Genomic DNA, 14,073 nt, shown 5'->3' on the forward strand with positions numbered 1-14,073 from the left:
TCATCCCCTTCTTGCGCGCACGCCGAACAAGCCGTTGGGCATGATGAACAGCACCAGCAGGAACAAGCTCATGCCCGCCAGTTCCTGCAGGGCCGAGCTGGCCAGGGTCACGGTCAGCGCCTCGGCCACGCCCAGCAGGATCGCGCCGATCAGTACGCCCGGAATCGAGCCCACACCGGCCAACACAGTAATAATGAAAGCCTTGACCGTGAGCACCCCGCCATAAGCTGGGCTGATAACACCGTAACTGAACAAGGCCACCCCGGCGAAGGACGCCAGGATGCCCGCCACGATGAAGGACACCAGTTCGGTATAGCCGGGATTGATGCCCATGAGCTTGGCCGCATCGCGGTTGCTGGAGACGGCGCGCACCGCACGGCCATACCAGCTGCGCGAGAGCCACCACCAGAGCGCAGCCATCATCAGCAGGCTCACGCCGAAGAACAGCACTTCGCTGCGCATGCTGTAGAAGGGGCCGAGCACGAAGGCTTCCTGCAGCCATTCGGAACTGGTGGAACGGATGTCGGCCTTCCAGATCAGCAGCATGCCGTTGGTGAGGATGACGCCGATGCCATAGGTGAGGATGAGCGAATTGATCTCGCGGTCCTTCTTGATGCGGCTGACCACGAAATACACGATGGCCGAGGTCAGGCACACCACCACCAGCGCGATGGGAATGGCCAGTACCGGGTTCAGGCCCAAGCCCGATTCCACCGAGTAGGCGATGTAAGCCGCCAGCAATACCAGCTCGCCCTGCGCCAGGTTGATGACCCGCATGGCACCGAACACCAGCGCCAGGCCCAAGGCAATGAGAGCGTAGGAGCCCCCCTGCAGCAGCCCCGAGTACAGGGCTTGCAGTATCAGTTCATTCATGTCTGCATTCCGTTGGAGTGGGCAACGGCGCGCATGCCCGTGCAGCGTGCGCGCCGCCCGGGCATTACCAGGGCACGGCCGGATAATTCATCTTGTTGGTAGCGGCCGCCTTGGGCCAGACGATGGCGACCTTGTCGCCCTGGTGCTGGCCCATGTGGTGGGTGAAGTTCAGGTTGTCGCCATTGGCACCGAACTGCACGCGGCCGATCAGGGTTTCACGATCGGTCTTGCGCATTTCTTCGGCCACGCCATCCTTCTTGAGCGTGCCCTTGTCGGCGGCGCGGGCGATGGCTTCGAACAGCAGCATCGATTGCACGTAACCGAACTGGCCCAGGTAGTCAGGGTCCTTCTTGTATAGGCGGCGATAGGTTTCTTCAAAGAGCTTGCCATCGGCCGTGGTGAACTGCGCCGGATACGGCAGCAGCGCCGTGCCATACACATTGGGCACCAGGTCCGGGAAGTCCTGCGCCATCTTCGGGGTGGCCAGCGACCACACGCCGACCATGGCCTTGACCGCCGGCTTCAACACGCGCGCTGCGCGCAGGATGCCGACGTAGTCATTCTCGTAGCCGATCATGGCGATGACTTCCGGCTTGTCCTGCAGCTTGATCTTGTTGACGATGGGCTTGAAGTCGCTGATGGCCGGATCGAAGGCGTGCGAGGTCACCTTCAGTCCCTTGGCACCCCAGGCTTTTTCCAGGTCCTTGGCCAGCGCAGCCGTGGCTTCCTTGGTGGAATAGACAATGGAGACCGAGCGTGCATTCATGTCGTCCAGCAGGCCCACCATGGCCTTCTGGTAGCCGGCCACGTTGTTGATGCGGAAGAAGTTCTTGCGGCCACTGTTGACCAGGTTGTCGTCCACGCCGCCGGAGGTCATGTAGACCAGTCCCGCCTTGCCCGCCGCATCGGCAGCCGGTGCGATATTGTTGGAGCCGTAGCCGCCGGTGATGGCCAGCACGCCTTCGCCAGCCAGCTTCTCGACGGCGGCGATGGCCTTGGCCGGGGCCGATTCGTCATCGATGGTGACCAGCTTGATCTTGTGCTTGCCGTTGGTCTTGTTGAAGACATCAGCCGCCACGTTGATGCCCTCCTGCATGCCCGAGCCCACGCGTGCCAGGCTGCCGGTCAGCGGAATTTCCACCCCGACCTTGAGTTCGTCGGCGGCCGCGCTGCCCGCGCCAGCGGCCAGTACCGAGGCCATACAGGCCAGCAGGGCCAGTCGCTTGATGCCTTGATGCTTGTTCGTCATTGTCTCCACCTTTTTCCTCTGAGTGAATCTGAGTGATGTTGATGTCTGTCCTGGCCGGGGACGTCCCGCTTCAGCGATGGATGCCAGGCGCACGACGCTGCCTGCGAACGTGCGCATCCCGGCCGGACAGCACCGGACACCCATGGCTGAAACGGGTCTGCATGACCCCGATGGCGCTGACTTCTGTTTTTTGTTGTGATGGACCTGCGGTACTGCCTTGCTGCGCACCGGTCATGCCTGCGGCATGTCGGCGCGTCTGTCTCCGTGCTCGTTGTTGCTCGTTGTGACCTGTTCGTTGCTGCCTGCCACTCAGTGGCGGCCCATGCTCGCTTCCACCGTGCGCACCACGTTCACCAGACGCGGGCCGAGGTCTTCCATCAGCATCTCGCGCGTCAGCATGAAGGCCGGGCCGCCGCAGTTGAAGGCCATGATCTTTTCTTCGTTGGCATCGATCATGGGCACGCCCACGGCGCTGATGGTCTTTTCCCATTCGCCGACGGAAATGCAGAAACCATGATCCTGGTAATCCTTGAAGGCCTGCTCGATGCCGGCCTTGACCTTGGGCCATTGCTCTTCATTGCGCAGGCGGATGTGGTCCATCAGGAAATCGCGTTCGTTCTGGGGCAAGGCGCACAGCAGCGCGCGGCCCATGGAGGTGGTGGCCAGCGGAATGCGCGAGCCGACATCGCGGCGCAAGGTCACGGCGGACTGGCCGCGCGTGGCTTCGATGTAGACCATGCTGAGGCGATCGCGGATGCCCAGCGCCACATTGCATTGCGAATAGTCGGCCAGCTCCTGCATGGCCGGACGCGCCAGCTTGCGCACATCCATGCCGGAGAGGAGTGAGTAGCCGAGGGCGAGCACGCCGGAGCCGAGTTGATAGCGGCCCTGGTCTTCGGAATATTCGAGATAGCCCAGCCGGGTCAGGGTGTGCGTGAGGCGCGAGATGGTCGGCTTGGGCAGGCCGGTGCGCTTGGCCAGTTCGGTGTTGGTGAGGTAGATCTCCCCGGGGCGGAAGCACCGCAGGATCTCCAGTCCACGCGCCAGAGCATTGACGAACTGCCGGTCGTGGCTCTCATCCTCACCCTTGAACGACACAATCTCATCCATCCGTCACATCTCCGCGTGGCAGGGCCGTGCCGCATGGTCACGTCGCCCCTCATTGGCTGTGGAATGTACACACCTGAAATCGCAGTGTCAATTATTTGCGAACGTGTGTTCCGCTGTGCAAAACAAGCAGTCCGGATGTGGCGTTTCAACAGCGCCAACAGAGGCCCCCGGCTCAACCTGCCTTTTTCGCCATCGGCCGCAAACGCCCGCCCCGCCTGACCCTTGCTGACAATTGTGCAGATCGGGCCGCTGCGGCATGCACGGTTTACACATCCGGCGCAAATGCGGTATCGTTGCCGACAAAAGCCATTTGCGAACTTTAGTTTCGCTATGCGAACCAACTAGAACAGGAGACTGCTGCATGTCCAAGCAATCCACGGCGGCGGGCGAAACGCCCCCGGTCCATCTGGCGCGTGAAGGCGCCATCCTGGTGGTGACCATCGACAACCCGCCGGTCAATGCGCTGGGGGTGGGGGTGCGCCGGGGCCTGATGTCCGCCATCGAGGAGGGCGAGGCCGATGCAGGCGTGGCCGCCATCCTGGTGACCGGCGCGGGCCGCAACTTCATCGGCGGGGCCGACATCCGCGAATTCGGCAAGCCGCCGCAATCGCCCCTGCTGACCGAACTGTGCAATCGCATCGAGGCCTGCAACAAGCCGGTGCTGGCCGCCATCCACGGTGCGGCCTTGGGCGGCGGACTGGAAGTGGCGCTGGCAGCGCATTACCGCGTGGCCCTCGGCAACGCCCGCCTGGGTCTGCCTGAGGTGCAGCTGGGCCTGTTGCCCGGTGCCGGTGGCACCCAGCGCACGCCGCGCCTGATCGGTGCACAGGCCGCGCTGGAGATGATGCTGAGCGGGCGCCATCTCAGCGCCAAGGAAGCCCTCTCGCTCGGTCTGGTGGATCAGTTGGCCGAGGGCGACAGCGCCGATCAGGCGCGCGCGGCCGGCCTGCGCGAACTGCAGGCCCTGCTGGAGACGCACGCACCGGTACGCCGCAGTCGCGATGGCAAAGGGCTGGTCGATACCGCCGCCACGCAAGCGGCCATTGCGGCCGCACGCGCCGAGGCCGGCAAGAAATCGCGCGGCCTGTTCTCCCCGCACAAGATCATCGATGCGGTGGAAGCCGCCACCAATCTCACCTTCGAGGAAGGACTCGCACTGGAACGCCAGTTCTTCCTGCAATGCCTGGACAGCCCGCAACGCGCCGGCCTGATCCACGCCTTCTTCGCCGAACGCGAAGTGCAGAAAGCCCCCGAGACCCGCAACGCCCAGCCACGCCGCATCGAACAGATCGGCGTGGTCGGCGGCGGCACCATGGGTGCAGGCATCGCCGTAGCGGTGCTCGATGCCGGTTTGCCGGTGACCATGATCGAACGCGACCACGAAGCGCTCGCACGTGGGCGCGGCCATGTGGAAAAAGTTTACGACGCCCAGGTGGCCAAGGGCCGTCTCACGCAAGAGGCCCGCGATGCGGTACTGGCGCGCTTGCAGGGCAGCACCCGTTATGAAGACTTGTCCGCCGCCGATGTAGTGATCGAAGCCGTCTTCGAAGATCTGACGGTGAAGCAAGCCGTCTTCGCCGAACTGGACCGCGTCTGCAAGCCCGGTGCCGTGCTGGCGACCAACACGTCCTACCTCGACATCGATGCGATCGCCGCCAGCATCTCCCGTCCGGCGGACGTGATCGGCCTGCATTTCTTCTCGCCGGCCAATGTGATGAAGCTGCTGGAAATCGTGGTGCCGCGCCAGGTCGCCGCCGATGTGGTGGCCACCGCTTTCGAACTGGCCAAGCGCCTGCGCAAGGTGCCGGTGCGCGCCGGGGTCTGCGATGGCTTCATCGGCAATCGCATCCTGGCCGTGTATCGTCAGGCGGCCGATGCCCTGATGGAAGATGGCGCGTCGCCCTATGAGATCGATGCTGCCGTGCGCGACTTCGGTTTTGCCATGGGGCCGTACCAGGTGGTGGACCTGGCCGGTGGCGACATCGGCTGGGCCACCCGCAAGCGCCGCGCCGCCACGCGCGATCCGCGTGCGCGCTACGTCCACATTGCCGACCGCTTATGCGAGCGCGGCTGGTTCGGGCAAAAGAGCGGTCGCGGTTTCTATCGCTATCCGGATGGACCGCGCAGCGGCGCACCGGACCCGGAAGTGCTGGCGCTCATTGACGAAGAACGTGCGCGTGCCGGCATCACCCCGCGCAGCTTCAGCAAGGAAGACATCCAGCGCCGCTACCTGGCCGCCATGATCAATGAAGGTGCCAATGTCGTCCATCAGCGCATTGCGCTGCGTCCGCTGGATGTGGATGTCACCTTCCTCTATGGCTACGGTTTCCCGCGCCATCGCGGCGGCCCCATGAAATACGCCGACATGGTCGGCCTGCCCAATGTGCTGGCGGACATCCGCGCCTTTGCCGCAGAAGATCCGCTGTTCTGGACGCCCTCGCCGCTGCTGGTGGAACTGGTCGAACGCGGCGCCAATTTTGAATCGCTGAACCAGGCCGGCTGACCGATCGACCGAACTCCCCGGAGACCGCGCACATTGGCGGTCTCCCCCTTGCACCATCCTTCCAGGAGAATTCCATGATGCGGGAAGCCGTCATCGTATCCACTGCGCGTACTCCCTTGACCAAGGCCCATCGCGGCGAATTCAACGTCACGTCCGGCCCGACCCTGGCGGCCTTCGCCGTGCGCGCCGCCGTCGAACGTGCGCGCATCGATCCGGGCCAGATCGAGGATGCCATCCTCGGCTGCGGCTATCCGGAAGGCACCACCGGCCGCAACATCGCGCGCCAGGCCATCGTGCGTGCAGGGCTGCCCATCAGTATCGCCGGCACCACCGTCAATCGTTTCTGTGCGTCGGGCCTGCAAGCCATTGCGATGGCCGCAGGCCGCATCGTGGTCGATGGCGCCGATGCCATGATCGCAGGCGGTGTGGAAAGCATCTCGCAAATCCGAAGCCGCAGCGCCACCGACAGCGGCGACAGCGGCATGGATCCGTGGATCGTCGAGCACAAGCCCGAGCTCTACCTGCCCATGATCGAGACCGCCGACATCGTGGCGGCGCGCTACGGCATTTCGCGCGAAGACCAGGACCGCTTCTCCGAAGGCAGCCAGCGCAAGACCGCCGAAGCGCAAGAAGCAGGACGCTACCGCGACGAGATCGTCGCCTGCACCACCACCATGCAAGTGACCGACAAGGCCAGCGGCCAGACCAGCCTGCGCGAGGTGACGGTGGAGGCCGACAACTGCAACCGTCCCGGCACCACCCATGAGGCGCTGGCCAAGCTGGCCCCGGTGATGGGCGCGGACAAGTTCATCACCGCAGGCAATTCCTCGCAGCTCTCCGACGGCGCTTCGGCCTGCGTGATGATGGAAGCACGCGCCGCAGAACGCGCGGGATTGCCTGTGCTGGGCGCGTTCCGTGGTCTTGCCGTGGCCGGTTGCGAGCCCGATGAAATGGGCATCGGCCCGGTCTTTGCGGTGCCGCGCCTGCTGCAGCGCCACGGCCTGCGCATGGAAGACATCGGCCTGTGGGAACTCAACGAAGCCTTCGCCTCGCAGGCCCTGTACTGCCAGCGCCGCCTGGGCATTCCGGAAGAACTGCTCAACGTCAACGGCGGTGCCATTTCCATCGGCCATCCCTTCGGCATGACCGGAGCCCGTCTGGCCGGCCACGTGCTCATCGAGGGCAAGCGGCGCGGTGCGCGCTACGCCGTGGTGACCATGTGCATCGCCGGCGGCATGGGCGCGGCCGGCCTGTTTGAAATCTATTGAAGCGCAGCGTCGCTTCGCTGCATCCCCAAGGAGACTGGAATGGATCTGAATTTCACCCCGGCCGAAGAAGCCTTCCGCGACAGCGTGCGCGCCTTCCTTGCCGAGAAGCTGCCCAAGGCCCTGTCCGACAAGGTGGCCAGCGGCAAGCACCTGAGCCGCGACGAGATGGAACAATGGCATGCCATCCTCAACGAACGCGGCTGGCTGGCCAATCACTGGCCCAAGGAATATGGCGGCACCGGCTGGACCGTGATCGAGAAATTCATCTTCGAACATGAGTGTTGCCTGGCGCATGCGCCGCGCGTGGTGCCGTTCGGCGTCAACATGCTGGGGCCGGTGTTGATCAAGTACGGCAACGAAGCGCAGAAGCAGTATTGGCTGCCGCGCATCCTCAATGGCGAGGACTGGTGGTGCCAGGGCTATTCGGAGCCGGGCGCGGGTTCCGACCTGGCGGCCGTGAAGACGCATGCGGTACGCGACGGCGATCATTACATCGTCAACGGCCAGAAGACCTGGACCACGCTGGGCCACTACGCCAACATGATTTTCTGCCTGGTACGCACCAACCGCGAGGCCAAGAAGCAGGAAGGCATCAGCTTCCTGCTCATCGACATGAACGCCCCGGGTGTGGAAGTGCGCCCCATCATCACGCTGGATGGCGAGCACGAAGTCAACGAGGTCTTCTTCACCGATGTGCGCGTGCCGGTACAAAACCTGGTCGGCGAGGAAGATCGCGGCTGGAGTTGCGCCAAGTACCTGCTGACCTATGAGCGCACCAACATCGCCGGCATCGGCTTCTCGGTGGCCGCACTGCAACGCTTGAAGAACATCGCCGCCACGCAACGCAGCCATGGCCGTCCGCTGGCTGACGATCCGCTCTTCGCGGCCCGCATGGCCCGCGTGGAAATCGATCTGGAGAACATGAAGACCACCAACCTGCGCGTCATCTCGGCGGTGGCCGGCGGTGGTGCGCCCGGTGCGGAAAGCTCCATGCTCAAGATACGCGGCACCGAGATCCGCCAGGAAATCACCGCCCTCACCCGCCGCGCCATGGGCCCCTATGCGCGCCCGTATCAGTGGCATTCGCTGGAAGAAGGTCACGACGGCGGCACGCTGGGTCCGGAAGCCGCTGCCGGTGCGGCCGCGCATTACTTCAACAATCGCAAGCTGTCGATCTTCGGCGGCTCCAATGAAATCCAGAAGAACATCATCTCCAAGATGATCCTTGGCCTGTGAGGAAACGCCCATGAATTTCGAGCACACCGAAGAACGGCGCATGCTGGCCGACAGCCTGCGCCGTCTCATTACCGAACAGTATGGTTTTGAAGCCCGCAAGCACCTGCTGCAATCCGCACCCGGCATGAGCCGCGACATGTGGTCGCAGCTGGCAGAGATGGGCGTGATCGGCGCGCTCTTCCGCGAGGAAGATGGCGGCTACGGCGGTGGCGGTTTCGACATCGCCGTGGTGTTTGAAGAGATCGGCCGCGGCCTGCTGCTGGAGCCCTTGCTGGGCAGTGCCATCCTGGTCGGCGAGGCCATCGCGGCCGCTGGCACGCCCGCACAGAAGGCCCTGCTGGAACCGATCATCGCCGGCCAGACGCTAGCCGCCTTGGCCCATGAAGAAGCCGACAGCCACTACACGCCCACGCACGTGGCCACGCGCGCCACGCAATCGGCCGATGGAAGCTGGCGTCTGCAAGGGCACAAGGCGGTCGTGGTGCACGCGGAAGCGGCCGATGTATTCCTGGTCTCGGCGCGCACCAGTGGCGCGACCGATGATAGCGAGGGCATCTCGCTGTTCCTGATCCCGGCCGATACGGCGGGCCTGCAATTGCAAGGCAGCGACACCATCGACGGTGGCCGCGTGGCCGACCTGCTGCTGAAGGATGCATCTCTGCCCGCCGACGCTCTGCTGGGCAGCCCCGGCAATGGCGCTGCGCTGCTCGAACGTATCCTCGGACGCGGCGTGCTGGCCCTGTGCGCTGAAGCGCTGGGCGCGATGGAAGTGGCCAAGGAAGCCACACTCGATTACCTGCGCACCCGCAAGCAGTTCGGCCTGCCCATCGGCAGCTTCCAGGCCCTGCAGCACCGCATGGCCGACCTGCTGCTGGAAGTCGAACAGGCACGCTCGGCGGTCATCAATGCCGCTGCCGCCCTGGACGCCGACCGCCTCACGCGCGAACGCGCCTTGTCGGCGGCCAAGTTCAGCATCGGCCGCATCGGCACGCTGGTGGCCGAAGAATCGATCCAGCTGCATGGCGGCATCGGCATGACCTGGGAACTGCCGCTGTCGCATTACGCCAAGCGCCTGGTGATGATCGATCACCAGCTCGGCGACGAGGACCACCACCTGCAACGCTACATCGCGCTGGGCCGCGAAGTACCGGCATGAGCAAGGTCCTGCGCGAGCAGCGCGGCGCCGTGCGCGTGCTCATCAATCACGATCCGGCCACGCGCAATGCCCTCAACGCCGACCTGTACGTGGCACTGACGGCCGCGCTCGACGAGGCCCAGGCCGATCCGCAAGTGGGGGCCATCGTGCTGGCCGGGGGCGGCAACTTCTTCTGCTCCGGCGGCGACCTGCGCCTGCTGGCCCAGCGCCGCAACATGGCACCCCAACAACGGCGTGCAAAACTGGAAGGCTTGCACGACCTGATCCGCCATATCGGCCGCTGCAGCAAGCCGGTGATTGCAGCCGTCGAAGGCGGCGCGGCCGGGGCCGGGCTGTCGCTGGCCCTGGCCTGCGATCTGCTGGTGACCACGCGCCAGGCGCAGTTCTCGGTGGCCTACGTCAAGGTCGGGCTCACGCCCGATGGTGGCGTGACGGCCTTCCTCGCGCAATTCCTGTCGCGCCAGGTGCTGACCCAGCTTTGCCTGTCGGGCGAGCGTTTCAATGGCGAACGTCTGCATGCCATGGGCGCGGTCAATCAACTGGCCGAGGCGGGACAGGCACTGCAAGCCGCCGTACAACTGGCTGCCACGCTGGCCGACGGACCGGCACAGGCGATGGCCCGCATCAAGCACCTGTGCCAGCATGCCTACGGTGCCACGCTGGAAGAACAACTGGAACTGGAAGCGCAGCACATGGTGCTCTCGCAGGGCGAAGACGAAGCGGCCGAGGGTATTCACGCCTTCCTCGAAAAACGGCCCGCCGATTTCCGGCGGCTGCGGCAGACACCAAACGAATAGCATTACCGGGATGCGCAACCACGAAATACAGAAGAACAAAACGCAATACGCATCCCGTCCACGAGGAGACAACATGACTGAACAGACTGCATCTCTGCCGCTGGCCGGCGTCCGCGTACTGGACCTCTCGCGCGTTCTGGCCGGACCGTGGTGTGCGATGGTGCTGGGCGACCTGGGTGCCGAAGTGATCAAGGTCGAGCACCCCGAACGCGGCGACGACACGCGCGACTGGGGCACCCGCATCGGCTCGACCGAGACCGCGTATTTCAACAGCGTCAACCGCAACAAGCGCTCCATCAGCGTCGACTTGCAGACCGACGAAGGCCAGGACATCGTGCGCCAGCTGGCCCGCAAGAGCGATGTGGTGATCCAGAATTTCAAGTTCGGCGGCGTGCAGAAATTTGGCCTCGATTACGAAACCCTGCGCCGCGACAATCCCGGCCTGGTGTATTGCTCCATCACCGGCTACGACAGCAGCGGTCCCGAAGCCACGCGGCCCGGCTATGACCTGGTGATCCAGGGCGAATCCGGGCTGATGTCGCTCAATGGCGAGGCCAGCCAGCCGCCGTTGAAGCTGGGCGTGGCAGCGGTGGACCTGTTCACCGGCATGTATTCCGCTCAAGGCGTGCTGGCCGCGCTGTACCAGCGCCAGCAGACCGGACAGGGGCGGCACGTGGAAATGGCGCTGTTCGATTGCGGCGTCATGATCACCTCGTATTACGGACTGGAAGCGTTGATCCTGGGTGACGATCCGCCGCGCTATGGCAATGCGCATCCCTCCATCATTCCCTATGGCGTCTTCGATGCGGCCGATGGCCGGCTGGTCATCACGGTAGGCACCAACAGCCAGTACCAGCGTTTCTGCCACAGCGTCATCGACCGTCCCGACCTGGCCGAGGATGCGCGCTTCAAGACCAACGTCAGCCGTGGCCAGCATCGCGACGTGCTGGTCCCGGAAATCAACCGTGAACTGAAGGCCCGCAAGCGCGCCGACCTGCTGGCCAAGCTGCACCAGGCCGGCATTCCCTGCGGTGAAGTGCTGGGCCTGCATGAGGCCCTGACCAGCCCGCGCGCCACCTCGGCCGGTCTGGTCAGCACGCATCCGCATGCAGAAGCGGGCAGCGTGCAGGTATTGGCACCGCCTTATCGTTTCGATGGCCAACGCCTGCCAGTGCGCAAGGCACCGCCCTCCTTGGGTGAAGGCACGGGAGAAGTCTTGCAGTCGCTGCTGGGGATGGAAGAAGCGCAGATCGCCGCGTTGCGCGAACGGGGCGTGCTGTAGAGAGAAGAGCGAAAGAGCAAATCATTGGCCTGCAAGCCACCGTACAGGCGGCTTGCAGGCGATGTCGCTTCAGTTGGAGAACGCCGCCAGCCCGGTGATGGCGCGGCCGAGGATCAGCGCATGCACATCATGCGTGCCCTCATAGGTGTTGACCACTTCCAGGTTCACCAGGTGACGCGCCACGCCGAATTCATCGGAGATCCCGTTGCCGCCCATCATGTCACGCGCCATGCGGGCGATGTCGAGCGCCTTGCCGCAGCTGTTGCGCTTCATGATCGAGGTCTGCTCGATACCGGAATATCCCTCATCCTTCAGGCGTCCCAGGCGCAGGCAGCCTTGCAGGCCCAGCGAGATTTCGGTGAGCATGTCGGCCAGCTTCTTCTGCACCAACTGGTTGGCCGCCAGCGGACGGCCGAACTGCTGGCGCTCCATGGTGTAGCGGCGCGCGCGTTCGTAGCAGTCTTCGGCTGCGCCCAGCGCGCCCCAGGCGATGCCGTAACGCGCGCTGTTCAAGCAGGTGAAGGGCCCCTTCAATCCGCGCACATCGGGGAAGGCGTTCTCCTCCGGACAGAAGACGTTGTCCATCACGATTTCCCCGGTGATGGAAGAACGCAGGCCGACCTTGCCGTGGATGGCCGGTGCCGACAAGCCCTTGGCCCCCTTGTCGAGGATGAAGCCGCGAATCTCGCCTTCGTCATCCTTGGCCCACACCACGAAGACATCGGCCACCGGGCTGTTGGTGATCCACATCTTGCTGCCGGACAGGCTGTAACCCCCGTCCACCTTGCGCGCGCGGGTGATCATGCTGCCGGGATCGGAACCGTGGTTGGGTTCGGTCAGGCCGAAGCAACCGATCCATTCGCCGCTGGCCAGCTTGGGGAGGTATTTCTGTTTCTGCGCTTCGGTGCCGAAGGCATTGATGGGGGTCATCACCAGCGAGGATTGCACGCTCATCATGGAGCGATAGCCGGAATCGACGCGCTCGACTTCACGCGCGATCAAACCATAACAAACGTAATTCAACCCGGCACCACCGTATTGCTCGTCGATGGTCGCGCCCAGCAGGCCCAGTTCGCCCATCTCGCGGAAGATGCTCACATCCATCTTCTCGTGGCGGAAGGCTTCCAGCACGCGCGGGGCCAGGCGGTCCTGGCAGTAGGCCTGGGCGGCGTCGCGCACCTGGCGCTCATCGTCGCTCAGTTGCTGCTCCAGCATCAGGGGGTCGGCGTAATCGAATGCATGTCGTTGCTGCGTTTTGCTCATGGAAGCCTCTTTTGTGCATCAGGAATCGCTGCAGCGGCACAGTCTTCGCGGACCGTCCTCGCGCAGCGGCGGTGGACAAAAATATACGGACTGCCCCGCCCCGGCGCAAACGAATTGTTTGCATCACCGTGTGCGTTTTGCGCACTCCGGTTCCGCCTGTCGAGACAGCCGATCCGGACCCGGCTCAACCCAATCCGCTGGGCAGTCGATAGGCCTTGGCCTGTTGTTCCAGCCAGTCCTGGAACAGGCGCAGCAGCGGCCGCTCCGAGGTGCGCTCGGGATAGATCAGGTAGTAGGAGTGCGTGCTCAGATAATCGTGATCGACTGCCACCACCAGCAGGCCACGCCGCAATTCATCCTCGATCAGAAAGCGCGGGATCAGCGCCACGCCCATGCCCACGATGGCGGCCTGGGTCAGCATGGAGAACAGCTCCAGCTGCGTGCCCACCAGGTCGTTCTGCACCTGCATGCCGAAGGAAGCGAACCACTGCCGCCACACGTAGGGCCGCGTGCTCTGCTGCAGCAGCGGATAGGCCAGCAGCTCGGTGGGCGTGAGCTTGCGGCCGGCACCGATGAGCTCGGGGCTGGCCACGGCCACCATGCTCTCGCGCATCAGGAACACGCCCTCGGTCCCGGGCCAGCTGGCTTGCCCGGCGTAGAGCGTGGCATCGAGATTGGTCTCTTCAAAAAGGAAAGGCCGGGTGCGCGGCCGCAGGTTGACGGTCACGCCCGGATGCGCCTCCAGGAAGGAGCGCAGGCGCGGCAGCAGCCACCGCGTGGCGAAGGTCGGCATCACGCCCAGCTCCAGCGTATCGCCATGGCCATCGCGCGACATCAGGTGCAGGGCATCGCGCTCGATTTCATCCAGGCGCTGGCCGACCTGGTGGCTGTAGCTCACGCCCGCTTCGGTCAGGCGCACGCCACGCTTGGTGCGGCGAAACAGCTTCAGGCCCAGGAATTCTTCCAGCGCGGCTACCTGGCGGCAGACGGCGCTTTGCGTCACCGCCATTTCCTGGGCGGCCTTGGTAAAGCTCTGGTGCCGCGCGGCCGACTCGAAGACGGCCATGGCCTGGGTGGAAGGGATCTTTCGGCGCATCGTGCGAAAAAGGCGGAGAAGTGAATTTTATGCACATCTTACTGCAGCTGCGGCGTCTTCCATCGTGCCTCATTGAATAATCTTGTACGACATCCTGACAACCATCGATATCAAACAATCGATATCAATTAACGCATTGCCAGCATGATTAATTTCATTGGATGGAAATCTTGCTGGTCGTTAAGATCAAGCCCGATCCAGCCATGCGACCATCGAACAGCAAGCGCCGGCGGCCAAGGG

11 protein-coding genes are annotated in these 14,073 nt (G+C 64.2%); 6 read left to right on the forward strand and 5 right to left on the reverse strand.

Annotated features, from left to right (window positions below; all coding sequences use genetic code 11):
- From ACWHXP_RS14510 to ACWHXP_RS14520, 3 genes are all read right to left on the reverse strand, one after another.
- Positions 1–873, reverse strand: coding sequence for a branched-chain amino acid ABC transporter permease (locus ACWHXP_RS14510; RefSeq protein WP_489635702.1), 873 nt, complete (start codon positions 871–873; stop codon positions 1–3).
- A 64-nt stretch (positions 874–937) separates the two neighbouring features.
- The gene (locus tag ACWHXP_RS14515; protein WP_489635701.1) at positions 938–2,122 is read right to left on the reverse strand and encodes an ABC transporter substrate-binding protein; all 1,185 of its coding nucleotides are present in this window, start codon (positions 2,120–2,122) and stop codon (positions 938–940) included.
- Between the two features lie 309 nt (positions 2,123–2,431).
- Positions 2,432–3,232 carry an IclR family transcriptional regulator gene (locus tag ACWHXP_RS14520; RefSeq protein ID WP_008326330.1) on the reverse strand — a complete coding sequence of 267 codons (801 nt, stop codon included), beginning with the start codon at positions 3,230–3,232 and terminating at the stop codon, positions 2,432–2,434.
- 361 nt (positions 3,233–3,593) lie between these two features.
- On the opposite strand from ACWHXP_RS14520, the gene ACWHXP_RS14525 reads away from it, so the two are divergent.
- The 6 genes from ACWHXP_RS14525 to ACWHXP_RS14550 all read left to right on the forward strand — a co-directional run bounded on the left by ACWHXP_RS14525 (position 3,594) and on the right by ACWHXP_RS14550 (position 11,474).
- On the forward strand, positions 3,594–5,735 hold the full coding sequence (locus ACWHXP_RS14525) for a 3-hydroxyacyl-CoA dehydrogenase NAD-binding domain-containing protein (protein WP_489635700.1): 2,142 nt from the start codon (positions 3,594–3,596) through the stop codon (positions 5,733–5,735).
- A gap of 77 nt (positions 5,736–5,812) precedes the next feature.
- The gene (locus tag ACWHXP_RS14530; RefSeq protein ID WP_489635853.1) at positions 5,813–7,003 is read left to right on the forward strand and encodes an acetyl-CoA C-acyltransferase; all 1,191 of its coding nucleotides are present in this window, start codon (positions 5,813–5,815) and stop codon (positions 7,001–7,003) included.
- A 39-nt stretch (positions 7,004–7,042) separates the two neighbouring features.
- Entirely contained in the window at positions 7,043–8,239 is a 1,197-nt protein-coding gene (locus tag ACWHXP_RS14535) for an acyl-CoA dehydrogenase family protein (protein WP_489624870.1), read from the forward strand.
- Between the two features lie 10 nt (positions 8,240–8,249).
- Complete coding sequence (locus tag ACWHXP_RS14540) at positions 8,250–9,395, forward strand: acyl-CoA dehydrogenase family protein (RefSeq protein ID WP_489635699.1); 1,146 nt, start codon at positions 8,250–8,252, stop codon at positions 9,393–9,395.
- Complete coding sequence (locus ACWHXP_RS14545; RefSeq protein ID WP_489635698.1) at positions 9,392–10,192, forward strand: oxepin-CoA hydrolase, alternative type; 801 nt, start codon at positions 9,392–9,394, stop codon at positions 10,190–10,192. The genes ACWHXP_RS14540 and ACWHXP_RS14545 overlap by 4 nt, the downstream gene beginning before the upstream one ends.
- A 73-nt stretch (positions 10,193–10,265) precedes the next feature.
- Positions 10,266–11,474, forward strand: coding sequence for a CaiB/BaiF CoA transferase family protein (locus tag ACWHXP_RS14550; protein WP_489635697.1), 1,209 nt, complete (start codon positions 10,266–10,268; stop codon positions 11,472–11,474).
- A 69-nt stretch (positions 11,475–11,543) separates the two neighbouring features.
- Here ACWHXP_RS14550 and ACWHXP_RS14555 read toward each other — a convergent pair whose 3' ends face one another.
- Both ACWHXP_RS14555 and ACWHXP_RS14560 read right to left on the reverse strand, forming a co-directional pair.
- Complete coding sequence (locus ACWHXP_RS14555; protein WP_088755249.1) at positions 11,544–12,737, reverse strand: acyl-CoA dehydrogenase; 1,194 nt, start codon at positions 12,735–12,737, stop codon at positions 11,544–11,546.
- A gap of 184 nt (positions 12,738–12,921) precedes the next feature.
- Positions 12,922–13,833, reverse strand: coding sequence for a LysR family transcriptional regulator (locus tag ACWHXP_RS14560; RefSeq protein ID WP_489635696.1), 912 nt, complete (start codon positions 13,831–13,833; stop codon positions 12,922–12,924).
- Positions 13,834–14,073: the final 240 nt, after the last annotated feature.

The sequence above is a fragment of the Herbaspirillum sp. Her2 genome (assembly GCF_057961375.1).

Bases quoted from the DNA above. Each gene is read 5' to 3' on its own strand.
- ACWHXP_RS14510 (WP_489635702.1), bottom strand. From the start codon at position 873: ATGAATGAACTGATACTGCAAGCCCTGTACTCGGGGCTGCTGCAGGGG.
- ACWHXP_RS14515 (WP_489635701.1), bottom strand. From the start codon at position 2,122: ATGACGAACAAGCATCAAGGCATCAAGCGACTGGCCCTGCTGGCCTGT.
- ACWHXP_RS14520 (WP_008326330.1), bottom strand. From the start codon at position 3,232: ATGGATGAGATTGTGTCGTTCAAGGGTGAGGATGAGAGCCACGACCGG.
- ACWHXP_RS14525 (WP_489635700.1), top strand. From the start codon at position 3,594: ATGTCCAAGCAATCCACGGCGGCGGGCGAAACGCCCCCGGTCCATCTG.
- ACWHXP_RS14530 (WP_489635853.1), top strand. From the start codon at position 5,813: ATGCGGGAAGCCGTCATCGTATCCACTGCGCGTACTCCCTTGACCAAG.
- ACWHXP_RS14535 (WP_489624870.1), top strand. From the start codon at position 7,043: ATGGATCTGAATTTCACCCCGGCCGAAGAAGCCTTCCGCGACAGCGTG.
- ACWHXP_RS14540 (WP_489635699.1), top strand. From the start codon at position 8,250: ATGAATTTCGAGCACACCGAAGAACGGCGCATGCTGGCCGACAGCCTG.
- ACWHXP_RS14545 (WP_489635698.1), top strand. From the start codon at position 9,392: ATGAGCAAGGTCCTGCGCGAGCAGCGCGGCGCCGTGCGCGTGCTCATC.
- ACWHXP_RS14550 (WP_489635697.1), top strand. From the start codon at position 10,266: ATGACTGAACAGACTGCATCTCTGCCGCTGGCCGGCGTCCGCGTACTG.
- ACWHXP_RS14555 (WP_088755249.1), bottom strand. From the start codon at position 12,737: ATGAGCAAAACGCAGCAACGACATGCATTCGATTACGCCGACCCCCTG.
- ACWHXP_RS14560 (WP_489635696.1), bottom strand. From the start codon at position 13,833: ATGCGCCGAAAGATCCCTTCCACCCAGGCCATGGCCGTCTTCGAGTCG.